The sequence below is a fragment of the Actinopolymorpha singaporensis genome (assembly GCF_900104745.1).
Lineage (GTDB): Bacteria > Actinomycetota > Actinomycetes > Propionibacteriales > Actinopolymorphaceae > Actinopolymorpha > Actinopolymorpha singaporensis.
In genome coordinates this window covers 5,679,857-5,703,103 of the sequence record NZ_LT629732.1, presented here as the reverse complement: position 1 = coordinate 5,703,103, position 23,247 = coordinate 5,679,857, and the positions used below count along the sequence as shown (strand labels likewise).

Sequence of the window (23,247 nt, the reverse complement as noted above, 5' to 3'; positions counted from 1 at the left end):
CGGGTTCGCTACCGCTGTCGACTACCGGCGCCGGAGACGCGGCGGGACGCCGACGGCGACGCCGGACGCGTGGGCGTAGGCGCCGCACCGGGCGGATGGGCGACACCGGGGAACGCCACCTGGTCGGCGCCCCACTCCAGGCGCCGGCGGGCGCAGTCGGCGAGCAGGTCGGCGCCAATGGTGCGCACGCTCGACGTGGTCGCGGCAGCCACCAGGTCGGCGAACACGCCGGCGCATCCGTCCTCGAGGTACGCCGCGAGCCGCCGGGCGCTCCTGCCACCGGTCACCTGGAACGGCAGCCGGTAGCCCGCGTCGCCGGCGACCGGTGTGGCGTGCCGTGCACGCACCAGCGTCCGCAGGCGTTCCCGCAGCTCGCGGTACAGCTCGATCGTGCTCTCGCCCCGGCTCCGGTCGTCCGAACCCAGCTGGGGCGTCAGCACGCCGTACCCCCAGATCGCGGCGTGCACACCGGCCAGCGCTTCCTGCAGGCCGGCGACCTCACGGTCACTCATCGGTCAGCCTCCCCGGAGGCGGCGTCGAACTCCTCGCACCCGCCGAACTCGTCGAGCGTCGTCGAAACATCTAAGAGCTCCCCGCGCCCAGCGTCAGCACGTGGGCCGACTCGCAGGCACCGATCGAGGCCAGGATCCGGGCGTGCTCGGGATCGCGCACCACCCGGACGTTGGTCCGGCGCGCGGCGGTGGCGGCCTTCTCCAGAGCGAGCAGGGCGGTGACCGAGTCTCCGCCCGCGTCGGGGACGACCGGGGAGGTCGGCCCGGGACTCGCGGTGCGGCCCGGGGTCGGGGACGGACTGGCCGTGGACCCGCCGGCACGCCGGGTCAGCGCGGTGATTGCGGCGAGGTGTTCCTCGTGCCGCCGGACATATCCCGACAGCTGCTTTCGCAGGTCGGGGTGCTTGGCCACGGTCGCGGCATAGGCGGCCAGCAACGCCCGCTCCTCGGTCAGCGCCGAGGTGAGCACCGGAAGATCCGGGTCGGGCGTGGGCGCCGCATCCAAGCCGTGTCCGGCGCCCCTGGACGACCCGGGCCCGGTGTCGTGGCCGGTCGTGCAGGCCGCGAGAAGGCCTCCGGTCAGGCCGAGGACGCCGGCTCCCAGGGTCGTCCGCAGGACTCCACGCCGGGTCGGCGACACCTCGGCGAACGCCGGAGACGGCGGAGGCGCAGGGGACGAAGCGTTGGTGGGCGCGTTCACGAGCGTGACGTTACCCGAGCGAATTCGGGCCTCGGCGCGTTACGTCCCCCTTCTCCGACCTGGGGAATTCCGGCCCGCCGGAGCCCTCCGCCGCGGAGATCGAACGGCGCTCCGGCGCGGCGCGCGGCGCCGTTTGAAGGGCAATTCCGGTGCCGGGTACGCTGACCACGCCGAGGCCGGGTCGAGGTGACCGCAGGACACTCCGGTCGGCCCTCGGTTCGCACCAGTTCGCACCAGGTCCGCACCAGTCGGCGGGGCGGCCGGGCCGGCAACCAGGTGGTCGCGACGGCGCCGCTCACCGCGGCACCCGACACCGGGTGGCACCGCGCCCGCACCGACCGCACAACTAGAGAGGGAGGCACCCGTGGCAAGCGGCGCTGCTGCTCGTGACCAGGTGGCCGACCTCCTCGCGCCGGTGCTCGCCCAGTCCGGACTCGACCTGGAGTCCGTCGACCTCACCCCTGCCGGCCGCCGTACCGTCCTGCGGATCGTGGTGGACGCCGACGGCGGCGTCACTCTGGACCAGCTGGCCGACATCTCGCGCACCGTGGCGAAGCTGCTCGACGCCGGCGACGTGATGGGTGCGGGTTCCTACACCCTCGAGGTGACCTCGCGGGGCGTCGACCGCCCGCTGACCGAACCCCGTCACTGGCGGCGCAACGTCGGCCGCCTGGTCAAGGTGGTGCACGCCGACGGCAGCCAGCTGCTCGGGCGGGTCACCGCGGCCGACGAGCGGAGTGCCGAGCTGGACGTCGACGGAACCCCCCACCAGGTCGAATACGCCCGGGTGGCCAAGGCGCGGGTGCAGGTCGAGTTCGCGAAGATGGCGCCGGCCGACGACGCCGAGTCCGGCGAGGAGCTCGACGACACCGACCTTCCGGACGACGACGACAACCACGACAACCACGACAGCGACGACACGTACGACAGGTACGACGGCACGGACAAGGAGGGATAGGTCCATGGACATCGACATGGCGGTCCTGCGCGCCCTGGAGCGCGAGAAGGACGTCCCTCTGGAGGCCGTCTGCGAGGCGATCGAACAGGCACTGCTCATCGCCTACCAGCGGACCGAGGGAGCCCAGCAGCACGCCCGGGTCGAACTCGACCGCAAGAGCGGGCACGTGACGGTCTACGCCACCGAGCTCGACGACGAGGGCAAGCCGGCGCGGGAGTGGGACGACACCCCGACGGGCTTCGGCCGGATCGCCACCACCACGGCGAAACAGGTCATCCTGCAGCGGCTGCGCGACGCCGAGGAAGACCACATGTTCGGCGAGTTCGTCGGCAAGGAGGGCGACATCCTCTCCGGGGTGATCCAGCAGGGCAAGGACCCCCGGCTGGTCTACGTCAACCTCGGCCGGGTGGAGGGCGTGCTGCCGCCCCAGGAACAGGTGCCGGGTGAGCGCTACAACCACGGCGACCGGATCAAGTGCTTCGTGGTGGCCGTCCGCAAGGGCTTCCGCGGCCCGCAGATCACCCTGTCCCGCACGCACCCGAACCTCGTCCGGAAGCTGTTCGCGCTGGAGGTTCCCGAGATCGCCGACGAAACCGTCGAGATCAGGGGGATCGCCCGCGAGGCCGGTCACCGCACCAAGGTCGCGGTGCACTCCCGCAACCCGTCGGTCAACGCCAAGGGTGCCTGCATCGGCCCGGTGGGTTCGCGCGTACGCAACGTCATGAACGAGCTGCACGGTGAGAAGATCGACATCGTCGACTGGTCGGAGGACCCGGCGGAGTACGTCAAGCAGGCCTTGTCGCCGGCGCGGGTGCGCAGCGTCGAGGTCGTCGACGCCGCGGCCAGGTCGGCTCGGGTGGTCGTGCCCGACTACCAGCTCAGCCTCGCCATCGGACGCGAGGGCCAGAACGCCCGGCTCGCCGCCAGGCTGACCGGCTGGCGGATCGACATCCGGTCCGACACGGCCGAGGCCGAGCCGGCACCGGGCACCACTGCCGCGGGCGAGGGCTCTGCCGAGCCGCCGAACCCGGCCGGCGCGGGCGCGGTCGGCGACCAGCAGGCCGGCGACCAGCAGTAGGTAGGCTCGTTCCGGAAGGGGCCGGCACACCACCGACCAGGAGGCGGCACCGAGGTCGGCGTCGGCCCGTCCGGCACCAGACTGGTCCGACCCCTGCTGACCAGGCGAATCCGGGAGATCCGGCCGGAATCGGACCCTTCTCCGATCCGGATCAAGAGATCCAGCGCTCGCCGAGTCCGGCGGTCTGGGTACACTCTCACGAGGTGGGTCGTACAGGTCTGGAACCAAACACGCGTCCGCACGTGGTGCGCACGTGTGTGGGGTGTCGGCAACGTACGGCAAAGTCTGACCTGCTCCGGGTCGTCCTCGCACGTGACGAGACCGCCACACGGTTGGTCGCGGACGTCACCGGCCACGCGCCGGGGCGTGGGGCGCATCTGCATCCCACGAGAGAATGCCTCGGACTCGCCGAACGCCGACGAGCGTTCGCGCGCGCCCTGCGTGCGCGAACCCCGATCGACGTCGGTCCGCTCCGGCGCCATGTCGAGCAGCAGGATCCAGTCGACACCGGCCAGGCGGATGCCACCGATCTGGCCAGCAACGCACCGAACACCGGCGACGCCCAGCGCGACCAGGGGCGCCGCCCAGGCAAAGAAAGTGGGTCGAGCGGCTCATGAGCACTCGATGAGAACCGAGCAATGAGCACGCCTGGTTACTAGCGGCCTGGACCCACGAGGGGCCCGGGCCGGCAAAGGAGAGCAGTGGCAAAGGTCCGGGTCTACGAACTCGCCAAAGAGTTCGGCATCGAAAGCAAGGCCGTCATGGCCAGGCTTCAGGAGCTGGGTGAATTCGTTCGCTCCGCTTCGTCAACCGTCGAGGCACCCGTCGTCCGCAAGCTGAAGGAGTCCTTCGCGACCGAAACCGGTGGCAAGGCCGGCGGACGGGGATCGGCGCGCAAGTCCGCGAGCAAGCAGGCCGCACCGGCGTCCCCGGCGCAGGCCGCTTCGGGCGCTGCGGCCCCGACGGCACCCAAACCAACTCCGGTCCCCGGCGCGAAGCCCGCGCCGCCGCGGCCGGCTCCGGCGAAGCCTTCCCCCGCGCCCGCCGAGGTGGTTCGCGAGGTCGCGCCGGAGGTGACCGAGCGCCCGGCGGCCGCGGCCCAGCCGAGCGCCACGGCCCAGCCGAGCGCCCCGGCGCCCCAGGCACCCGAGCGGTCGGCGCCCCAGCCGCAGACGCCCCGTCCGGGCCCGCGGCCCGACGGTGGCCGTCGTACCGACCGGCCAGAACGTTCCGACCGGCCGGACCGTCCAGAGCGTCCGGGTCCGTCCGGCGCGAGGCCGGCTCCTCCCGGGCAGCGCCCCACGCGCCAGCCCGGACCAGGTGGTCCCGGTGGTCCCGGCGGCGCCCCCGGTGGTCGCGGCGGTCAGGGCGGCGACACCCGGCAGCGTCCGTCCGGCCCGCGTCAGGGTGGGGCTCCGCGTCCGGGCAACAACCCCTTCACCTCCACCACCGGCATGCGTGGGCCGCGCTCGGAGCGACCCGGCCAGGGTGGTCCGCGTCGTGACGGCGGCGGTTCCGGTCAGCAGGGCGGCGGCGTCCCCGGCGCTCCGCGGCCCAATCCCGCGATGATGCCGACCCGGCCGGAGAGCTCCGGCGACCGTCCGGGTGGCCCCCGTCCGAACCCCGGCATGATGCCGTCGCGTCCGGCCCCACGGTCGGGCGGTCCCGGCGGCCGCACCGGCGGTCCCGGTGGCCGCCCCGGCGGCCCTGGCGGCCGTACCGGTGGTCCCGGTGGCCGCACCGGCGCGCCGGGTCGTGGCGGTGCCGGTCGTCCCGGCGGCGGTGCCGGTCGCCCGGGTGGTGGCGGCGCCGGTGCTCCCGCCGGTGCTCCGCCGCGCGGTGGCTTCGGCGGCCGTCCCGGTGGCGCGCGCGGTCGTGGCGGTACGGCCGGTGCCTTCGGGCGTCCGGGTGGACCGGTGCGCCGTGGCCGCAAGTCGAAGCGGCAGAAGCGCCAGGAGCTCGACAACATGCAGGCGCCGTCCGTCGGCGGCGTGCGGGTTCCCCGCGGCGGCGGTCAGGTCGTCCGGTTGCCGCGAGGCGCCAGCCTCACCGACTTCGCCGAGCGGATCGGTGCGGACGCGGCGTCGCTGGTCCAGGTGATGTTCCACCTGGGCGAGATGGTGACCGCCACGCAGTCGGTCAGCGACGAGACGCTGCAGCTACTGGGCGCCGAGCTCGAGTACGACATCCAGGTGGTCTCGCCCGAGGACGAGGACCGCGAGCTGCTGGAGTCGTTCTCCATCGAGTTCGGTGAGGACGAGGGCGAGGACGCCGAGATCATCGCCCGGCCGCCGGTCGTTTCGGTGATGGGTCACGTCGACCACGGAAAGACCAAGCTGCTGGACGCGATCCGCAACGCCGACGTCGTGGCCGGCGAGGCGGGCGGCATCACCCAGCACATCGGTGCCTACCAGGTCGCCACCGAGGTGGACGGACAGGATCGCAAGATCACGTTCATCGACACCCCGGGCCACGAGGCGTTCACCGCCATGCGTGCCCGTGGTGCGCAGTCGACCGACATCGCGGTGCTCGTGGTGGCGGCCGACGACGGCGTGATGCCGCAGACCGTCGAGGCGCTCAACCACGCCAAGGCGGCCAACCTGCCGATCGTGGTGGCGGTCAACAAGATCGACGTGCCCGACGCCGACCCGGCGAAGGTCCGCGGCCAGCTCACCGAGTACGGCCTGGTCCCCGAGGAGTACGGCGGCGACACGATGTTCGTCGACATCTCCGCACGGGCCCGGACCAACCTCGACGGGCTGCTCGAGGCAATCGTGCTCACCGCCGACGCCGCGCTGGACCTGCGGGCCAACCCCAACCAGGACGCGCAGGGTCTCGCGATCGAGGCGCACCTGGACAAGGGTCGCGGTCCGGTGGTGACGGTGCTGGTGCAGCGCGGCACGCTCCGGGTCGGCGACTCGATCATCGCGGGTCCGGCGTACGGCCGGGTGCGCGCGATGCTGGACGAGAACGGCAAGCCGGTCGAGGATGCTCCGCCCGCGCGACCGGTGCTCGTACTCGGCCTGTCGGCCGTGCCACGCGCCGGTGACACCTTCATGGTCGTCGCCGACGACCGGATGGCCCGGCAGATCGCGGAGAAGCGCGAGGCGCGCGAGCGCAACGCGTCGTTCGCCCAGCGCACCAAGCGGGTCAGCCTCGACGACCTGTCGAAGCTGCTCGAGGAGCGCCAGTCCCTCAACCTCGTCATCAAGGGTGACGTGTCCGGGTCGGTCGAGGCCCTGGAGGACGCGCTCGCCAAGATCGACGTGGGCGAGGAGGTCGACCTGCGGATCCTGCACCGCGGTGTGGGTGCGGTCACCGAGAACGACGTCAACCTTGCGACGATCGACAACGCGATCATCATCGGCTTCAACGTCCGGGCCCAGGGCCGGTCGGTGGAGCGGCTGGCCGACCGCGAAGGCGTGGAGATCCGGTTCTACTCGGTGATCTACCAGGCCATCGAAGAGGTGGAGGCAGCCCTGAAGGGCATGCTGAAGCCGGAGTACGAAGAGGCGCGGCTCGGCACCGCGGAGGTGCGGGAGGTGTTCCGCTCCAGCAAGTTCGGCACCATCGCCGGCTGTCTGGTCACCAGCGGGACCATCCGCCGCAACTCCAAGGCGCGGCTGCTCCGCGACGGCGCGGTCGTCGTGGAAAGCAGCGACATCGCGTCCCTGCGCCGGTTCAAGGAAGACGCCACCGAGGTCCGCGAGGGGTACGAGTGCGGCCTCACCCTGCACAACTACAACGACGTGCGGGTCGGTGACGTGGTCGAGACGTACGAGATGCGGGAGAAGCCGCGCGGCTGACCCCGATCCCCGTCGGCCGGCCTGGCGTTCACAAGGCCGGCCGATCGGGACTCGCCGTCGACGAAGCCCCGGAGCGACTCCGGAGGGGACCCACAGCACGCCTGTGTTGTTCCTCGCCGGAGGGCTTCGGGGCTTCGTTTCGGCCCGGGCGCCCCGGTCGCGACCGGGGCGCCACGAGAGTGGTTGGCTGTGTGCTGCGGCGTGCCGAGGCGTGCCGCGGGCCGGGTGCGGCCGGCGAGCCGCCGCTGCGGCCCGGGCCGGTCGCAGTCGTCGATGTCGTACTTCCGGAGGATGGGCGAGCCGATGTTCACCGGGACGCTGTGCGCCGACCTGCGGCTCGGCGACGTGCGGTCGCTGAAGGAGAAGCGTTCGGTGGTCCGGCCGATCGTGGCGGAGATCGCACGCCGCCATGCCGTGTCCGTCGCCGAGACAGGGCACCATGACCTCTACCGTCGGGCGGAGATCGGTGTTGCCGTGGTGAGTGGCGAGAGTGTGCGCTGCCGCGACGTCCTGGACGCGGTGGAGCGGATGCTCGCCGAGCGCCCGGGTGTGGAACTGCTGCAGGTACGCCGGCAGCTGTTCTCCGATGACGACGAGTAGTACCGACCAGTGACGATAGTGACGAGTAGTACCCGCGCGGTTCCCGGCGGGACCGTGAGGACCCGGTGAGACCGATCGGGCGACACGATTCGGACCAGCAGGACCGAGTGGTATCGGGTGGAACCGAAGTGAGCCGGCACGAAGCACGCGAACCCGGACCGGTGGGCGACCCCGGCCGGGTCGCCCGCCGGCCGAGGAGAGGATGGCGATGAACCAGACACGGGTGAACCAGCTCGCGGACCGGATCCAGGTGATCGTCGCGGAGATGCTGGAGCGCCGGGTGAAGGACCCCAGGCTCGGCTTCGTGACGGTCACCGAGGCCCGCCTGACCGGTGACCTGCGCGACGCCACCGTGTTCTACACCGTGCTCGGCGGCGACCAGGACCACACGGGTACCGCCGTGGCGCTGGAGAGCGCGAAGGGGCTGATCCGCTCCGAGGTCGGCCGCCGGCTCGGGCTTCGGCACACGCCGAGCCTGACCTTCGTCGCCGACGCCGTACCCGAGAACGCCAAGCACATCGAGGACCTGCTGCGCCGCGCCCGTGACTCCGACGCGGAGGTGGCCCGTCGGGCCGCGCAGGCGAGCCCGGCCGGCGAGGCGGATCCGTACCGCGTGCCGCGCACGGACGAGGACCTCGCCGACGAGGACTGACGTGACCCCACCTGAGGCGACCCCACCTGAGGCGACCCCACCCGGCGCGGCCCGACCTGGCGCGGCCCGACCTGGCGCGGCCCGACCTGGCGTGAGCCCGAGCGGCATCGTCGTCGTGGACAAGCCGGCCGGTTGGACCTCCCACGACGTCGTGGGCAAGGTCCGCAGGCTGGCGCACACCCGGCGGGTGGGCCACGCCGGCACCCTCGACCCGATGGCGACCGGTGTGCTCGTCCTCGGCATCGAACGCGCCACCCGGCTGCTCGGCTACCTCACCCTCACCGAGAAGGCCTACGACGCGACGATCCGGCTCGGGGTGTCCACCCGCACCGACGACGCGGAGGGAGAGGTGACCGCCCAGACGTCCGCGCGGGAGGTACGCCGGGCGGACATCGAGGAGGGGATCGCCGCACTGACCGGCGAGATCTCCCAGGTGCCCTCGGCGGTGTCGGCGGTGAAGGTGGCCGGCGAACGCGCCTACCGCAAGGTGCACAAAGGTGAGGACGTCGAGCTTGCACCGCGTCAGGTGACGGTCCGCAGGTTCGAGGTGACCGAGGTCCGGCCGATGGGCGAGGTCGTGGACGTCGACGTGGTGGTCGAGTGTTCCAGCGGGACCTACGTCCGGGCGCTGGCCCGTGACCTGGGTGCGGGGCTGGGCGTGGGCGGCCACCTGACCGCGCTGCGGCGTACCCGCGTCGGTGCCTACGGCCTGGAGCAGGCCCGCAGGATCGACCAGCTCGAGGGCGACTTCGAGGTGGTGCCGATCGCCGACGTGGCGGCCCGGACCTTCCCCACGTTCGACGTGGACGAGCACACGGCGCGGCTGGTCTCGTTCGGGCAGAAGCTGCCCGGCGTGCGGGTGGGCGGCGGCCCGGTGGGAGTCTTCGGCCCGGACGGTGCTTTCCTCGCGCTGTACGAGGACGTCGAGGAAGGCGCCCGGCCGCTCGCGGTGTTCGCGAGCTGATCGCGGGGCCTGGCCGGGGATCGGTTCGGTCCGGACGGGGCCGAGGTCCCTGCGTTGTGCCGGATGCCGGGACCGGACCGAGGGCCGGCGGACGCCCGTCTGGCACCCTTTGAGGCGGGCTCTCCGCGCGGCCCCTCTTTGCGGGACCCCTGCGCGGGCTCGGATGGCGGGCTGTGCGGTCGGTGGCAGGTATCGGGACGGAAGGGCGACGAGGACACGATGCAGCGCTGGACAGACCTGGCCGGGGTGGACCCGCGGTTCGGGCCGACGGTCGTCACGATCGGCGTCTTCGACGGCGTACACCGCGGTCACCAGAGGGTGCTCTCCCGCACCCGTGACCTGGCCCGCGCGCACGGCGCCCGCTCCGTCGTGGTGACGTTCGACCCGCATCCGGCCTCCGTGGTCCGCCCGGAGGCGGTGCCGCCGCTGCTGGCGACGGTGGAGCGCCGGCTGGAGCTGTTCGAGGCGTACGGCATGGACGGTGTGGTCGTCGTGCCGTTCGACAAGGAACGTTCCCGCGAGCCCGCCGAGGAGTTCGTCCGTGAGCTCGTCCGCGCGCTGCGCCCGGTGGCGGTGGTGGTCGGCGACGACTTCCGGTTCGGGCACAAGGCGGCCGGCAACGTCGACCTGCTCCGCACGCTGGGCGGGGAGCTCGGGTTCGCCGTCGAGGGGCTCGCCCGCGCGGCGAAGGTCCCGTCGACCGCCGACCCGGCTCCGGCCCCCGCTCCCGGCGGGAGTGCGGCGGTGACCACCGATCCCGCCGACCCCGCGCCGGGAGGTGCCGCGCCCATGGACGCGGCGACCGCCGACGTACCCGTCGACGCCGTCTCCTCCACCGCGGTCCGGGACCGGCTCGCGGCCGGCGATGTGGCCGGCGCCCGCGCCCTGCTCGGGCACACCTTCCGGGTGGACGGCGTGGTCGTCGAGGGCGCCCACCGGGGACGCGAGCTGGGGTTCCCCACCGCCAACGTGCCGGCGTCGACCGCCCTGGCCCTGCCCGCCGACGGCGTGTACGCCGGATGGCTACGGGTCGCCGACGTGGACGCGCCCGGTCCGCAGGTCCTGCCGGCGGCGATCTCGGTGGGGACCAACCCGCAGTTCGGCAACGAGCCGCGCCGGGTCGAGTCGTACGTCCTGGATCGCGACGATCTGGACCTGTACGGCCGGCCGATCGCCGTGGAGTTCGTCGACCGGGTGCGCGGGCAGGAGACGTACGACTCGGTGGACGCCCTCGTCACCCAGATTCGTGCCGACGTGGAGCACGTACGCCACCTCCTCGCCGCCGACCGGGCCGATCGAGCCGATCGAGCCGATCGGGCCAATCCAGGCTGATCGGGGCTGATCAGGGCCGACCGGGCGGACCACACACCCGCCGGAAACCGGCCACGCCGCCGGCCAGGTGCCGGACCAGGGCGACCGGCCAGGTGCCGGACCAGGGCGCCGGCGGCCCCGGCTGACCGTCCGCCGACCCGCGGGCTGGTAACCTGACCACTGCCGTACGCCGGCCGCGGACAAAGAGTGCCCAGGTGAACCCGCCCTGGCGCGCCGCGCAACGGATCCCGAAAGGAGCCTCGTGTCGCTCGACGCTGCGACCAAGAAGAAGATCATCTCCGAGTACGCGACCAAGGAGGGCGACACCGGTTCGCCCGAGGTCCAGGTGGCGCTGCTCACGCATCGGATCACTCACCTGACCGAGCACCAGAAGGCCCACAAGCACGACCACCACAGCCGTCGCGGTCTGCTGCTCCTGGTGGGTCAGCGCCGCCGGCTGCTCAACTACGTCATGAAGGAAGACATCCAGCGCTACCGCTCCCTGATCGAGCGGCTCGGCCTGCGCCGATAGCTGGGCAATCTCCGGGAGCGGCCGCCTTCGTGGCGCCGCTCCCGGTACACAACAAGGACCGGAGCGGTCCCCGCGTGAGGCGGTAGCCAGGTCCGCCGGTCCTCGGTAGTGGCTTCCGGGAGTCCCCCGGGCGAGATCACCCAAGACGTACCCGAGAGCCTCGATCGAAGACCGGCACATCCTGCCCCCACGCACCCCGCGGCAGATCGCTCCCTGATCCCATGAGGAGGGAGCCCAGTGGAGGGTCCCGGAATTCACACCGCCGAAGCCGTCATCGACAACGGCCGCTTCGGCACCCGCACGGTCCGGTTCGAGACCGGACGCCTGGCCCGCCAGGCGAATGGTTCCGTCGTCGCCTATCTCGACGAGGACACCATGGTGCTGTCGACCACGACGGCCGGCAAGCACCCGAAGGAACAGTTCGACTTCTTCCCGCTGACCGTCGACGTCGAGGAGCGGGCGTACGCCGCCGGCAAGATCCCCGGCTCGGTGTTCCGCCGCGAGGGCCGGCCCAGCGAGGACGCGATCCTCACCTGCCGGCTGATCGACCGCCCGCTGCGCCCGTCGTTTGTCAAGGGCCTGCGCAACGAGGTCCAGGTCGTCGTCACCGTCCTGTCGCTCAACCCCGACGTGCTGTACGACGTGCTCGCGATCAACGCCGCGGCCTCGTCGACCCAGATCGCCGGCCTGCCCTTCACCGGGCCGATCGGTGGTGTGCGGGTCGCGCTGATCGACGGCCAGTGGGTGGCGTTCCCGCGTCGTGACGAGCTGGAGAACGCCGTGTTCGACATGGTGGTCGCCGGCCGCGCGCTCGACGACGGCGACGTGGCGATCATGATGGTCGAGGCCGAGTCCACCGACCACACCTGGGAGCTCGTCCGCGGCGGCGTACAGGCGCCGACCGAGGAGATCGTCGCCGAGGGGCTGGAGGCCGCCAAGGGCTTCATCCGCACCCTCTGCCAGGCGCAGAACGACCTCGCCGCCAAGGCAGCCAAGCCGACCACCGAGTTCCCGGTCTTCCGCGACTACGAGGAGGACGTCCTCGAGGCGCTGGCCGGTGCTGTGCGCGGTGAGCTGGCCGAGGCTCTCACCATCGGCGACAAGGCCACCCGCGAGTCCCGCCTGGACGAGGTGAAGGAACTCGCGCTGGAGCGGATCGGCGCCGACTTCGAGGGCCGGGAGAAGGAGATCAGCGCGGCGTTCCGTTCGCTGACCAAGACCCTGGTGCGCGAGCGGGTGCTCCGCGACAAGGTCCGCATCGACGGCCGCGGCCTCACCGACATCCGGCCGCTGGCCGCGGAGATCGGGGTCGTCCCGCGCGTCCACGGCTCGGCGTTGTTCGAGCGCGGCGAGACGCAGATCCTCGGCATCACCACGCTGAACATGCTGTCGCTGGAGCGTCGCATCGGTCTGACCCTCGCCGAGGACACGACCAAGCGCTACATGCACAACTACAACATGCCGCCGTACTCCACCGGCGAGACCGGCCGCGTCGGCTCCCCGAAGCGGCGCGAGATCGGGCACGGTGCGCTCGCCGAGCGGGCGATCCACCCGGTGCTGCCCAGCCGCGAGGACTTCCCGTACGCCATCCGCCAGGTGTCGGAGGCGGTCGGCTCCAACGGTTCCACCTCGATGGGCTCGGTGTGTGCGTCGTCGCTGGCGCTGCTCAGCGCCGGTGTCCCGCTGCGCGCGCAGGTGGCCGGCATCGCGATGGGCCTGATCAGCGACGAGGTGGACGGCAAGACGGAGTACGTCACGCTGACCGACATCCTCGGCGCGGAGGACGCGTTCGGCGACATGGACTTCAAGGTCGCCGGCACCCGTGAGTTCGTCACCGCCCTGCAGTTGGACACCAAGCTGACCGGTATCCCCGCGTCGGTGCTCGCGTCCGCCCTGCAGCAGGCGCGGGAGGCGCGGTTCACGATCCTCACCCTGATGGAGAAGACCATCGGTGCGCCCGGCGACATGTCGCCGTACGCGCCGCGGATCATCACCATGAAGATCCCGGTCGACAAGATCGGCGAGGTGATCGGGCCCAAGGGCAAGGTCATCAACCAGATCCAGGACGACACCGGCGCCGACATCGCAATCGAGGACGACGGCACGATCTTCATCGGTGCCGCCGACGGTCCCTCCGCGGAGGCCGCCCGCGCGGTCATCGCCGGGATCGCCACGCCGACGATGCCCGAGGTCGGCGAGCGCTACCTCGGCACGGTGGTGAAGACCACCAACTTCGGTGCGTTCGTCTCGCTGGTTCCCGGCAAGGACGGCCTGCTGCACATCTCCAAGCTGCGGGCGCTGTCCGGCGGCAAGCGGGTCGAGAACGTCGAGGACGTCGTGAAGGTCGGCGACAAGCTGCAGGTGGAGATCGGGGAGATCGACGACCGGGGCAAGCTGTCCTTGGTGCCGGTGGTCGAGGACTCCGAGAAGTCGCCCGAGAAGTGAGCCGGCGATTGGCGCGGCTGGCTGCGGGGAGCCAGCCGTCCGGCTCGACTCGTACCCTCCTGAAGGAGGGCGACGGCGGAGTGGTCCGGCGTACGGTTCTGCCGGGCGGACTGCGCATCATCACCGAGGCCATGCCACAGGTGCGTTCGGTGAGCTTCGGGGTCTGGGCGGGCGTCGGCTCGCGCGACGAGACCCCGGCGCTCGCCGGCGCCAGCCACTACCTCGAACACCTGCTGTTCAAGGGCACCCGGCGCCGGGACGCGATGGAGATCTCCTCCGCACTGGACGCCGTGGGTGGTGAGATGAACGCGTTCACCACCAAGGAGTACACCTGCTACTACGCGCGGGTGCTGGACGCCGACCTGCCGCTGGCGGTGGACGTCATCTGCGACATGGTGACCTCGTCCCTGATCACCGCCACCGACGTGGACAGCGAGCGTGGCGTGATCCTGGAGGAGATCGCCATGCACGACGACGACCCCTCCGACGCGGTGCACGACCTGTTCGCCGAGGAGCTGTGGGGCGACTCGCCGCTGGGCCGGCCGATCCTCGGCACCACGGGGTCGATCGAGGCACTGACCAGGCGCCAGGTACACGGCTACTACCGCCGCCGCTACCGCCCGGAGTCCATGGTGGTGGCGGTCGCCGGCAACGTCGAGCACCGTGCCGTGGTGCGGCTGGTGACGCAGGCGTTCGAGCAGGCCGGCGGGCTCAACGGCCAGGTCAGCGACCCGACGCCGCCACGGTCCGGCAACCCGAGCAGGGCGATGGCGTCGGCGGCCGCGGCCGCCACGGCTGCCCGGGGCTCGGTCCGGCTGGCTCACCGGCCCACCGAGCAGGCCAACCTCGTGCTCGGCGTTCCCGGTCTGCCGCGCTCGGACGACCGGCGGTTCGTGCTGGGCGTGCTCAACGCGGCGTTCGGCGGCGGCATGTCCAGCCGGTTGTTCCAGGAGGTACGCGAGAAGCGCGGGCTGGCCTACGCCGTCTACTCGTTCGCCTCCCACTACGCCGACTCCGGCATGGTCGGCATCTACGCCGGCTGCCTGCCGAGCAAGATCGACGAGGTGCTCGACATCTGCCGCGACGAGCTGGCGAAGGTCGTCTCCTCCGGGCTCACCGACGAGGAGCTCGAGCGGGGCAAGGGCCAGTTGCGGGGTTCACTGGTGCTCGGTCTGGAGGACACCGGCTCCCGGATGGGCCGGCTGGCCAAGGCCGACCTGGTGTACGGCGAGCTGCTCAGCGTGGACGAGGTCCTGCGCCGGATCGACGCGGTGACGCCGGACGACGTTCGCCACATCGCCAAGGAACTGCTGGAGGCGGCGCCGACGCTGGCGGTGGTCGGGCCGTTCGAGGACGCCGACCGGTTCGCCGGCGCGGTTCGCTGAGTGTTGGTTCGCCGAGTGCTGGTTTGCTGAGGGTCGGTCGGCTGAGGGTCGGTCGGCTGAGGGTCGGTGGTTCGCCGCCGGCGCGGCAGGGGAGGAGTCGTACGTGGTGAAGGTTGCCGTACTCGGAGCCCGTGGCCGGATGGGCGCGGAGGCCTGTCGTGCGGTCGAGGCCGCCGACGGGCTGGACCTGGTGGCCGGGCTGGACGTCGACGACCAGCTGGCCGACCTGCGCGCCGCCGGTGCGGAGGTGGTGATCGACTTCACCCACCCCGACGCGGTGCTCGACAACCTCCGCTTCTGCATCGAGAACGGCATCAACGCCGTGGTCGGCACCACCGGCTTCACGCCGGAGCGGCTGGACCAGGTGCGCGGCTGGCTGGCAGACGCGCCAAAGGTCGGGGTGCTGATCGCCCCCAACTTCTCCGTCGGTGCCGTGCTGATGATGCGGTTCGCCGAGCAGGCCGCGCGGTTCTTCCCGTCCGTGGAGGTGATCGAGCTGCACCACCCGCGCAAGGCGGACGCGCCCTCGGGCACGGCCGCGCGGACGGCCGAGCTGATCAGCGCCGCCCGGCAGCAGGCGGGCCTGGGCGAGGTGCCGGACGCCACCACCCAGGAGGTGGCCGGTGCGCGCGGCGCCAGGGTGGCCGACGTACCCGTCCACAGCGTCCGGCTGTCCGGCCTGGTCGCCCACCAGGAGGTGCTGTTCGGTGGCGAGGACGAGACGCTGACGCTGCGGCACGACTCGATGGCCCGTACGTCGTTCATGCCGGGCGTCGTGCTCGGTGCCCGGATGGTGGGGGAGCGGCCCGGCCTCACGGTCGGGCTGGAGCACTACCTCGACCTGGACTGAACACTCCCCGCGTCGCCCCTACGGCTTCACCGGCGCGCGCTGAGCCGGCGTTCCTCCTCGGCCTTCATCCGCTCCTGCCGGCGCACGCGCTCGGGGACGACGGCCTCCCGCGGCGCGGTGGGGGTGAAGTCGTACCGGTCCACACCCAGCCCGCGCAGCACCGCCCGCTCCACCAGCGAGAAGTCGGCCGGGTCCTCGCGGTCGAAGCGCATCGGCTCGGCCAGGTGCACCGGCGGGTTGGTGATGAGCCGGGGCAGGCGCAGCAGGTTCTGCGCCTTCGCGTGCAGGACGTACGGGTGGAGCAGGAAGACGTCGCCGACCCGGCCGGTTGCCTCCACGAAGTTCTGGCACTGCCCGACCAGGCTCGGGGTGTCGAACTCGGTGGGCAGCACACCACCCGGCCGTTCGGCGAGGTAGCGCGCCACCGGTCCCACGGAGTCCGCGGCCACGAACGTCGCGCCGCCCTGGTGGCGTACGTCGGACCACAGCACCAGCGTCAGCAGGCCCTGCTCGGGCGAGTCGAGGAAGTGGCGGAAGAAGTCGCCGTCCTTGTGCCAGCCGGGAGCCGCAGCCGAGGTGGGCTGCCAGGGACGGTCCGCGCCCTCCCACAGGTTGACGATGAAGCCGTCGCCCCAGGAGTACGGCTTGGCCACCCTGTCCTCGCCACCCAGCAGGTCGCAGGCGGCCTGCCAGGCCTTCGGCGCGAACTCCCGTACGTCGATCCGGCGGTGCGTGGGCATGTGGATCGAGGACTGTTTCCAGGTCGACTGGTCGTCCGGGTCGTATCCGAGCCGGGTCCACACCTGGTCGGTGTACTCCGCGGCCGCCTCGCGGGTGAAGCAGTCGTGGATGACCACGAAGCCCTGTTCGAGGAACGCCTGTGCCTGTTCGTCGGTGAGTACCTGGTAGCCCGAAGCCATGAGAGTCCGTCCGTCGCGGTGATTCGTTCGTCTACTGCGACGCTAGGTCCGTGCGCGCCGGACGCGTCGCCGGTTCGTACGCGGGTCTCGGTTTCCGAGACGGTTGTCCGCGCCTGGTCAGGCGGTGGCCGGCGAGCGGTCAGAACACCAGCCGCACGAGGGCGGCCGTGACTGCCGCGAGGGTCACCACCACGATGAACGGAGCTCGCAACAGCAACGCGACCACCGCGACCGCGACCCCGGCCAGCCGGGCGTCCACCACTAGGCGGGTGCCCGAGCTCAGGGTCTGCACCCCGACGAGCGCGGCGAGCAGGGCGACCGGAAGCAGGGCCGCGGACCGTCGTACGGCCGGCCGGTCGAGCACCTGCCGGGGCACCGACACCCCGGCCAGCTTGAGCAGGTAACAGCCGAGGGCGGTGGCCAGCACGGCGGTCCACAGCGTCATCGGCTGTCCCCTCGGCCGGGCCGGGAGGAGGTGCCGGCCGAGGCCTCGGGTGCGGGTTCGTACGGCGGGTCGGGCGGCGTGCCGGGCGGCGTGCCGGGCGGTGAGTCGTACGGCGAGCCAGGTGGTGAGTCGGGCGGGGGCTCGGCGCCCGCCGGCGAGGCAGCAGCGGACCGCAGTCCGAAGGCGACCGCCACCGCACCGGCGGCGAGGACGGGAACGCCCGCCGGCACCAGCGGCACCAGCGCCACCGCGACCAGGGCGCCGCCCGCCGCGACCGCCCGCGTCCGTGCCGTGGTCAGCTGCGGCCACAGCAGGGCGACGAACGCGGCCGGAGCGGCGGCGTCCAGCCCGTAGGTGCGAGGGTCTCCGAGCGAGGCGCCTGCCACCGCGCCGAGCAGCGTCCCGGCGTTCCACAGGGTGAAGAGGATCAGCGCGGTGTACCAGAAGCCGGCGCGGCCGAGTTCCGGCGAGCGCCGCCCGACCGCCATCGCGGTGGTCTCGTCGATGACGAAGTGTGCGCCTACCAGACGGCGCAGACCGCACAGCCGGAGCAGGTCGGTCAGCCGCAGGCCGTAGAAGGTGTTCCGGGTGCCGAGCAGCAACGCCGCCGCCACGGCCGACAGGCCCGCTCCACCCGCTCCGACGATTCCGACGAACGCGAACTGAGACGCGCCGGTGAACGCCAGCAGGGACAGGACGCAGGTCTGCGCGACCGACAGGCCCCCGGCCACGCCGAGGGCGCCGAATGAGATGCCGTACGCGCCGGTGGCGACACCGATGGCGACCGCGTCGCGGACCACGGCGCGGCGGGTCTCCGGTACCGCCGGAGCGGATCGGGACACGGACATGGTCAGTCGTCGACGAGCGCGGTGTGCAGGCGTACCTGCTTGGCGCGGACACTCCCGTCGCCGTACAGGTCGAGCTCGCGGTGCGCGCCGTCGGGCCCCCACCCGGCCTCGGTGAGGAACGCGCGGAGCACGTCGTCGGTGGCCAGCAGCCAGATGACGGCCCGGCGGAAGTTGTCGGCGACCAGGGTGTCGACGCAGGCCTGCAGCAGCCGCGATCCGTGCCCGTGCCGGGTCTGGGAGGGGTCGACGTGGAACGCGGCAATCGTCCCGTCGGCGACCGGGTCGGCGTCGGGGTCGTCGGCGGGGCCGGTGGCGGCGAACCCGACCACGGTCTGGTGGTCGAGCGCGACCAGGAGCCGGTGGCGGGCGTCCGGCGGCTGCGCCAGGGACCGCCGCCACTGCTCGGCGAAGGCCTCCTCGTCGAGCTGGTCGAGGACCTCGGGCGGGAGGAGCCCGGCGTACGCCTGCCGCCAGGCCGCCACCTGGACCCGGGCGACCTCGGGGGCGTCGGCGGCCCAGGCGATACGGACGCTGGTGTCGGCGGTGGGCTGGCTCATCCGTCCATCCTGTCAGCCGCCTTCAGCCGGGCGCGGTAGGCCCGGGTCTTCTGGCGGTTGCCGCAGGAACCCATCGAGCACCAGTGGCGGGAGCGGTTCTTGGAGGAGTCCAGGAACGCCCATTCGCAGTCCTCGGCGGCGCACAGCTTCAGCCGCTGCCAGCTGCCCTCGGCCTCGGCGGTGGCGACCGCGGCCACCAGCGCGGCCAGGGCTGCGGTGACGCCCGTACCGGCCGGGGCGAGCGAGGGAGCCGTGCCGGTGAAGATCACCCGCAGCGGAAGGCGGGCGGCCGCCCGCTCCAGCTCGGGTACGACGGTGGTCAGGTCGCCGTCGTGGTGCTGGCGCATCGCCTGCCGCAGGCCCGCACGGAGCTCGTGGGCCAGTGCGACGTCGTCGTCGGCAGCAGGCGGGGTGCCGTCGGCGATCAGGCCCTGGGAACGCAACCAGGCGGTCAGCGCGGCCGGGTCGGGCAGCTGCTCGGGTTCGGCGAGGTCGACGTCGTAGGTGTTGACGAACGCGGGCAGCAGCTCCACGGGCGGCGGGACCCGGTGCGCGGGCGGCTCGGTCACCTTCCCACCCCCTCCGCGCCCTCGGCACCGGGGCCCGGCCCGGCCGCCGGACGCCTCGACACCACCATAATCCGCACGCCGGTGCAGACATTCCGTCCCGGCGGCCGGCGAACCGACGGCCCGGCTGATCACTGCGGATATGACACCTTCCCGCCGAATCTGTGGGAACCCGTCACATCCGGCGGTACGCTGGGGCGCATGGTCGCCAGGGGCCGGACCAGTGCGGACACCGACGCCGTTGCCGACGTGGCGGGGCGGCCGGACGGCGCGTCCGCGCTCGAGGCACTGCTCGCCGCCGACGAGCGCGTCGAGCCGCGCGACGAGATGCCCGACGGCTACCGCCGGACCCTCGTCCGGCAGATCGCCCAGCACGCGCACTCGGAGATCATCGGCATGCAGCCGGAGGCCAACTGGATCTCCCGCGCGCCGAGCCTGCGCCGCAAGGCGATCCTGATGGCCAAGGTGCAGGACGAGGCCGGCCACGGGTTGTACCTCTACGCCGCCGCCGAGACGCTCGGCGTCGACCGGGCCGACCTGCTCGACCAGTTGCACACCGGCCGGCAGAAGTACTCCTCGATCTTCAACTACCCCACCCTCACCTGGGCCGACGTCGGCGCCATCGGCTGGCTCGTGGACGGCGCGGCGATCACCAACCAGGTGCCGCTGTGCCGCTGCTCCTACGGCCCCTACGCGCGGGCGATGGTGCGGATCTGCAAGGAGGAGTCGTTCCACCAAAGGCAGGGGTTCGACCTGCTGCTGGCACTGACCAGGGGGACCGAGCGGCAGCGGGCGATGGCGCAGGACGCGGTGGACCGCTGGTGGTACCCGAGCCTGGCGATGTTCGGCCCGCCCGACGCCGAGTCCACCCACGGCACGCAGTCGGCGGCCTGGGGGATCAAGCGGTTCTCCAACGACGAGTTGCGGCAGCGGTTCGTCGACATGACGGTGCCGCAGGCGGAGGTGCTGGGCGTGCGGATCCCCGACCCCGACCTGCGCTGGAACGCCGAGCGCGGCCACCACGACTTCACCCAGCCCGACTACGCCGAACTCCTCCGGGTCATCAACGGCGCCGGGCCGTGCAACGCCCAGCGGATGGCGCATCGCCGCCGGGCGCACGAGGACGGTGCGTGGGTACGCGAGGCGGCCACGGCGTACGCCGCCAGGCACGCGACCGGCGGGTCCGGGCACATGGCCTGTCGTACGAACGGGACGAACCAGACGAACGGCGGGCCAGCGGCATGAGCGAACCCGATCGCGGCGTCCAGGACCGCGACACCGGCCGGCGCGGCGGCCGCGCGGACTGGCCGCTGTGGGAGGTGTTCGTCCGGGCACGGCGCGGACTGTCCCACGTACATGCCGGCAGCCTGCACGCGCCCGATGCGGTGATGGCCCTGCGCAACGCCCGGGACCTGTACACCCGCCGGCAGGAAGGCGTGTCGATCTGGGTCGTCCCGGCGGCCGCGATCAGTGCGAGCAGCCCGGACGAGAAGGACGCGTTCTTCGACCCGGCGGCGGACAAGGCCTACCGCCATCCGACGTTCTACGAGGTACCGGAAGGGGCGCCGCACCTGTGACGGTACGGGGAAAGGTGCCCGGCGCTCCGGGTCTCGCCGGCGCGGTGGTGGGTCCACCGGTCGCCGTGTACGCCACCCGGCTGGGCGACGACGCGCTGATCATGGCCCAGCGACTGGGTGGCTGGATCACCAACGCGCCGCAGTTGGAGGAGGACGTGGCGCTGGCCAACCTCGGACTGGACCTGCTGGGCCAGGCGCGGATGCTGCTGACCTACGCGGGTGAGCGGGAAGGTCTCGGCCGCGACGAGGACGACCTGGCCTACTGCCGGGACGAGCGCGGATTCTGCAACGTCACGCTGGTGGAGCGCGTGGACGCCGACTTCGGTGAGGCGATGGCCCGGCTGCTGGTGTTCTCGGCGTACCAACTGCCGTTGTACCGCGGGCTGTCGGCGTCCGCCGACCCCACGCTGGCGGCGATCGCGGCCAAGGCGGTCAAGGAGGTCGCCTACCACCGCGACCACGCCACCCAGTGGGTGCTGCGGCTCGGCGACGGCACACCGGAGAGCCACCGCCGCATGCAGGCCGGAGTTGACAGCGTGTGGCCGCACGTCGACGAGCTGTTCGAGACCGACGCCCTCGAACGCGCGCTGGTGACGGAGGGCGTCGCGGTCGACCGGCCGGGACTGCGTGCGGAGTGGGAGACGTACGTACACGACGTGCTGAGGCGTGCGACCCTCACCGTGCCGGAGCCCGCGGCCGCACCGGCCACCGGCGGGCGTTCCGGCGTGCACACCGAGGCGATGGGCTACCTGCTGGCGGAGCTGCAGCACCTGGTGCGTTCGCATCCGGGGGCGAGGTGGTGATGCCGGTGCGAACGCTGGCTCCGGAGGCCGCCCGCGCTGCGGTGGCCGCGGTCACCGACCCCGAGCTGCCGGTGGTGACCATCGCCGAGCTCGGCATCCTGCGCGCGGTGCGGGTCGAGCCGGACGGAACAGTCGAGGTCGACGTCACCCCGACCTACGCCGGATGTCCTGCGCTGGAAGCGATCGAGGCCGACGTCGAGGCCGCCTTGCGCGCGGCCGGCGCCACCGGGGTTCGCGTACGCCGGGTGCTGGCACCGGCCTGGACCACCGACTGGATCACCGATGCCGGCCGCGACAAGCTGGCCGCGGCCGGCATCGCGCCGCCCTCCCCGGCGGGTCACGGCGGCGCGGCTGGTTCCGGACCGGTCGACCTTCCGCTCACGGTGCGGTGTCCGCAATGCGGCTCCACGGCCACCCGTGAGCTCAGCCGGTTCGGGCCCACGGCGTGCACGGCGTTGCGTACGTGCGCGACCTGCCGGGAACCGTTCGAACACGTGAAGGCACTGTGAGCGCCCCGCCCGCGGATCCGCCCACTGACCCGGCCGCCGGCCAGGCCGAGCCGCGGACCCCGCGCACCGGCGTCCGGCGGCACGCGGTCGTCCACCAGCTGCGGGTCGCCCGGGTGGACCCGCTGACCGACGACGCGGTGGCGGTGACGTTCGAGGTGCCGCCCGAACTCGCCGAGGACTACCGGTTCGTGCCCGGCCAGCACCTGAACGTCTCGACGCCGCGCGCGGGGGACGACCTGCGCCGCAGCTACTCGATCTGCTCCCCGTGGAGCCCGCGGCCGCCGGCGCGGTTGCGGATCGGGGTGAAGCGGGTGGCCGGCGGCGGCTTCTCGTCGTACGCGCTGACCGACCTGGCGCCGGGTGACGAGGTGGGCGTGATGACGCCGACCGGCAGGTTCACGGTCGTGCCGGACCCGGCGGCGGCCCGGCACCTGGCGTTCGTGGCCGCCGGCAGCGGCATCACCCCGATCCTGTCCATGGTGGCCAGCGTGCTTGCCGTCGAGCCGGCCAGCCGGGTGACGCTGCTGTACGGCAACCGGACCAGCGCCTCGGTGATGTTCGTGGAGGAGCTCGCCGACCTCAAGGACCGCTGTCCCGACCGGTTCCACCTGGTGCACGTGCTGTCCCGCGAGCTGCCCGAGATCGCCCTGCTGGGCGGCCGGTTGGACGCGGCGAAGCTGGGCGGCTTCCTGGACACGCTGCTGCCGGTGGAGTCGGTGGAGCAGTGGTACCTGTGCGGGCCGCTGGCCATGGTCGAGGAGATCCGCGGGTTGTTGCGCGAACGCGGGGTGCCCCGCACCCGGGTGCACACCGAGCTGTTCCACGTCGGCCCTCCGGTCGAGGCCGCGCCGGTCGCCGCGCCACCGACGACGGAGGCCGCACCGGCCGGCTGCGAGGTCGAGGTGGTGATGGACGGCCGGCGGTCGTCGTTCCGGCTGCCGGTGCCGGGACCGCCGGTGCTGGAAGGCGTTCTGGGCGTACGCGGGGACGCGCCGTTCGCGTGCCGGGGCGGGGTGTGCGGCACCTGCCGGGCACGCGTGCTCGAGGGCGGCGTACGGATGGACCGCTGCTTCGCGCTCGAGCCGGAGGAGGTCGCCCGCGGCTACGTCCTCACCTGCCAGGCCCGTCCGACAAGCGACCGCCTGGTGGTCGACTACGACGCCTGACCTCGGCGCGGCGTACGAGAACAGCGGACCAGCCGGGTCCGGTCCGTCAGCGCACCGCTACGG

At 72.5% G+C, this 23,247-nt stretch carries 24 protein-coding genes; 17 read left to right on the top strand and 7 right to left on the bottom strand.

Going from position 1 to position 23,247, the window contains the following annotated elements:
* Nucleotides 1-8: 8 nt before the first annotated feature.
* Both BLU27_RS25490 and BLU27_RS25485 read right to left on the bottom strand, forming a co-directional pair.
* Nucleotides 9-512, bottom strand: coding sequence for a ferritin-like domain-containing protein (locus BLU27_RS25490; protein ID WP_092656139.1), 504 nt, complete (start codon nt 510-512; stop codon nt 9-11).
* Nucleotides 513-582: 70 nt separating this feature from the next.
* Entirely contained in the window at nt 583-1,212 is a 630-nt protein-coding gene (locus BLU27_RS25485; RefSeq protein ID WP_092656138.1) for a ferritin-like domain-containing protein, read from the bottom strand.
* A gap of 364 nt (nt 1,213-1,576) precedes the next feature.
* Here BLU27_RS25485 and rimP point away from each other — a divergent pair, with 364 nt between their 5' ends.
* The 12 genes from rimP (at nt 1,577) to dapB (ending at nt 15,793) form a co-directional block, all read left to right on the top strand.
* The gene (rimP, locus tag BLU27_RS25480; protein ID WP_092656137.1) at nt 1,577-2,170 is read left to right on the top strand and encodes a ribosome maturation factor RimP; all 594 of its coding nucleotides are present in this window, start codon (nt 1,577-1,579) and stop codon (nt 2,168-2,170) included.
* 4 nt (nt 2,171-2,174) lie between these two features.
* The gene (gene nusA, locus BLU27_RS25475) at nt 2,175-3,248 is read left to right on the top strand and encodes a transcription termination factor NusA (protein ID WP_241827632.1); all 1,074 of its coding nucleotides are present in this window, start codon (nt 2,175-2,177) and stop codon (nt 3,246-3,248) included.
* A gap of 203 nt (nt 3,249-3,451) precedes the next feature.
* Complete coding sequence (locus BLU27_RS25470; RefSeq protein ID WP_338417584.1) at nt 3,452-3,865, top strand: YlxR family protein; 414 nt, start codon at nt 3,452-3,454, stop codon at nt 3,863-3,865.
* A gap of 84 nt (nt 3,866-3,949) precedes the next feature.
* Complete coding sequence (gene infB / locus BLU27_RS25465) at nt 3,950-7,054, top strand: translation initiation factor IF-2 (protein ID WP_092656136.1); 3,105 nt, start codon at nt 3,950-3,952, stop codon at nt 7,052-7,054.
* A 291-nt stretch (nt 7,055-7,345) separates the two neighbouring features.
* Nucleotides 7,346-7,654 (top strand): DUF503 domain-containing protein, encoded by a 309-nt coding sequence (locus BLU27_RS25460; protein ID WP_241827630.1) that lies wholly within the window; start codon nt 7,346-7,348, stop codon nt 7,652-7,654.
* Between the two features lie 202 nt (nt 7,655-7,856).
* Nucleotides 7,857-8,306, top strand: a complete 450-nt coding sequence (gene rbfA, locus BLU27_RS25455) for a 30S ribosome-binding factor RbfA (protein ID WP_092656135.1) — start codon at nt 7,857-7,859, stop codon at nt 8,304-8,306.
* Between the two features lie 91 nt (nt 8,307-8,397).
* A complete protein-coding gene (gene truB / locus BLU27_RS25450) occupies nt 8,398-9,270 on the top strand; it encodes a tRNA pseudouridine(55) synthase TruB (RefSeq protein WP_092656134.1) in 873 nt (290 codons plus the stop codon).
* Between the two features lie 219 nt (nt 9,271-9,489).
* Nucleotides 9,490-10,602 (top strand): bifunctional riboflavin kinase/FAD synthetase, encoded by a 1,113-nt coding sequence (locus BLU27_RS25445; protein WP_092656133.1) that lies wholly within the window; start codon nt 9,490-9,492, stop codon nt 10,600-10,602.
* Nucleotides 10,603-10,843: 241 nt separating this feature from the next.
* Nucleotides 10,844-11,113 (top strand): 30S ribosomal protein S15, encoded by a 270-nt coding sequence (gene rpsO, locus BLU27_RS25440; RefSeq protein ID WP_092656132.1) that lies wholly within the window; start codon nt 10,844-10,846, stop codon nt 11,111-11,113.
* Between the two features lie 237 nt (nt 11,114-11,350).
* A complete protein-coding gene (locus tag BLU27_RS25435) occupies nt 11,351-13,558 on the top strand; it encodes a polyribonucleotide nucleotidyltransferase (RefSeq protein ID WP_172805033.1) in 2,208 nt (735 codons plus the stop codon).
* Nucleotides 13,555-14,943, top strand: a complete 1,389-nt coding sequence (locus BLU27_RS25430; protein ID WP_092656131.1) for a M16 family metallopeptidase — start codon at nt 13,555-13,557, stop codon at nt 14,941-14,943. Before BLU27_RS25435 ends, BLU27_RS25430 begins: the two co-directional genes overlap by 4 nt.
* Nucleotides 14,944-15,046: 103 nt before the next feature.
* Nucleotides 15,047-15,793: a 4-hydroxy-tetrahydrodipicolinate reductase gene (gene dapB / locus BLU27_RS25425; RefSeq protein WP_197681576.1), complete on the top strand. Its 747-nt coding sequence runs from the start codon at nt 15,047-15,049 to the stop codon at nt 15,791-15,793.
* Nucleotides 15,794-15,819: 26 nt separating this feature from the next.
* On the opposite strand, the gene BLU27_RS25420 is transcribed toward dapB, so the two are convergent.
* From BLU27_RS25420 to BLU27_RS25400, 5 genes are all read right to left on the bottom strand, one after another.
* Complete coding sequence (locus tag BLU27_RS25420; protein WP_092656130.1) at nt 15,820-16,713, bottom strand: phytanoyl-CoA dioxygenase family protein; 894 nt, start codon at nt 16,711-16,713, stop codon at nt 15,820-15,822.
* Nucleotides 16,714-16,852: 139 nt separating this feature from the next.
* Nucleotides 16,853-17,158 carry an AzlD domain-containing protein gene (locus tag BLU27_RS25415; RefSeq protein WP_092656129.1) on the bottom strand — a complete coding sequence of 102 codons (306 nt, stop codon included), beginning with the start codon at nt 17,156-17,158 and terminating at the stop codon, nt 16,853-16,855.
* Nucleotides 17,155-18,006, bottom strand: a complete 852-nt coding sequence (locus tag BLU27_RS25410) for an AzlC family ABC transporter permease (RefSeq protein ID WP_092656128.1) — start codon at nt 18,004-18,006, stop codon at nt 17,155-17,157. The genes BLU27_RS25415 and BLU27_RS25410 overlap by 4 nt, the downstream gene beginning before the upstream one ends.
* 2 nt (nt 18,007-18,008) lie before the next feature.
* Nucleotides 18,009-18,563 carry a GNAT family N-acetyltransferase gene (locus BLU27_RS25405; protein ID WP_092656127.1) on the bottom strand — a complete coding sequence of 185 codons (555 nt, stop codon included), beginning with the start codon at nt 18,561-18,563 and terminating at the stop codon, nt 18,009-18,011.
* Entirely contained in the window at nt 18,560-19,132 is a 573-nt protein-coding gene (locus tag BLU27_RS25400; RefSeq protein ID WP_092656126.1) for a CGNR zinc finger domain-containing protein, read from the bottom strand. The genes BLU27_RS25405 and BLU27_RS25400 overlap by 4 nt, the downstream gene beginning before the upstream one ends.
* Before the next feature lie 198 nt (nt 19,133-19,330).
* Here BLU27_RS25400 and paaA point away from each other — a divergent pair, with 198 nt between their 5' ends.
* From paaA to paaE, 5 genes are read left to right on the top strand one after another with little or no spacing between them, the layout of a single operon-like run.
* Nucleotides 19,331-20,374: a 1,2-phenylacetyl-CoA epoxidase subunit PaaA gene (paaA, locus tag BLU27_RS25395; RefSeq protein WP_092656125.1), complete on the top strand. Its 1,044-nt coding sequence runs from the start codon at nt 19,331-19,333 to the stop codon at nt 20,372-20,374.
* Nucleotides 20,371-20,706: a 1,2-phenylacetyl-CoA epoxidase subunit PaaB gene (gene paaB / locus BLU27_RS25390; protein WP_197681575.1), complete on the top strand. Its 336-nt coding sequence runs from the start codon at nt 20,371-20,373 to the stop codon at nt 20,704-20,706. The genes paaA and paaB overlap by 4 nt, the downstream gene beginning before the upstream one ends.
* Complete coding sequence (gene paaC / locus BLU27_RS25385; protein ID WP_241827629.1) at nt 20,703-21,509, top strand: 1,2-phenylacetyl-CoA epoxidase subunit PaaC; 807 nt, start codon at nt 20,703-20,705, stop codon at nt 21,507-21,509. Before paaB ends, paaC begins: the two co-directional genes overlap by 4 nt.
* Entirely contained in the window at nt 21,509-22,018 is a 510-nt protein-coding gene (gene paaD, locus BLU27_RS25380) for a 1,2-phenylacetyl-CoA epoxidase subunit PaaD (protein WP_092656124.1), read from the top strand. Before paaC ends, paaD begins: the two co-directional genes overlap by 1 nt.
* Nucleotides 22,015-23,184, top strand: coding sequence for a 1,2-phenylacetyl-CoA epoxidase subunit PaaE (paaE, locus tag BLU27_RS25375; RefSeq protein WP_092656123.1), 1,170 nt, complete (start codon nt 22,015-22,017; stop codon nt 23,182-23,184). The genes paaD and paaE overlap by 4 nt, the downstream gene beginning before the upstream one ends.
* The last annotated feature ends 63 nt before the right edge of the window (nt 23,185-23,247 follow it).

What these genes read in the sequence shown, in the direction of transcription:
- BLU27_RS25490 (WP_092656139.1), bottom strand. Translation starts at nt 512, where the DNA reads ATGAGTGACCGTGAGGTCGCCGGCCTGCAGGAAGCGCTGGCCGGTGTG.
- nusA (WP_241827632.1), top strand. Translation starts at nt 2,175, where the DNA reads ATGGACATCGACATGGCGGTCCTGCGCGCCCTGGAGCGCGAGAAGGAC.
- BLU27_RS25460 (WP_241827630.1), top strand. Translation starts at nt 7,346, where the DNA reads ATGGGCGAGCCGATGTTCACCGGGACGCTGTGCGCCGACCTGCGGCTC.
- rbfA (WP_092656135.1), top strand. Translation starts at nt 7,857, where the DNA reads ATGGCGATGAACCAGACACGGGTGAACCAGCTCGCGGACCGGATCCAG.
- BLU27_RS25445 (WP_092656133.1), top strand. Translation starts at nt 9,490, where the DNA reads ATGCAGCGCTGGACAGACCTGGCCGGGGTGGACCCGCGGTTCGGGCCG.
- BLU27_RS25420 (WP_092656130.1), bottom strand. Translation starts at nt 16,713, where the DNA reads ATGGCTTCGGGCTACCAGGTACTCACCGACGAACAGGCACAGGCGTTC.
- BLU27_RS25415 (WP_092656129.1), bottom strand. Translation starts at nt 17,158, where the DNA reads ATGACGCTGTGGACCGCCGTGCTGGCCACCGCCCTCGGCTGTTACCTG.
- BLU27_RS25410 (WP_092656128.1), bottom strand. Translation starts at nt 18,006, where the DNA reads ATGTCCGTGTCCCGATCCGCTCCGGCGGTACCGGAGACCCGCCGCGCC.
- BLU27_RS25405 (WP_092656127.1), bottom strand. Translation starts at nt 18,563, where the DNA reads ATGAGCCAGCCCACCGCCGACACCAGCGTCCGTATCGCCTGGGCCGCC.
- paaA (WP_092656125.1), top strand. Translation starts at nt 19,331, where the DNA reads ATGGTCGCCAGGGGCCGGACCAGTGCGGACACCGACGCCGTTGCCGAC.
- paaB (WP_197681575.1), top strand. Translation starts at nt 20,371, where the DNA reads ATGAGCGAACCCGATCGCGGCGTCCAGGACCGCGACACCGGCCGGCGC.
- paaD (WP_092656124.1), top strand. Translation starts at nt 21,509, where the DNA reads ATGCCGGTGCGAACGCTGGCTCCGGAGGCCGCCCGCGCTGCGGTGGCC.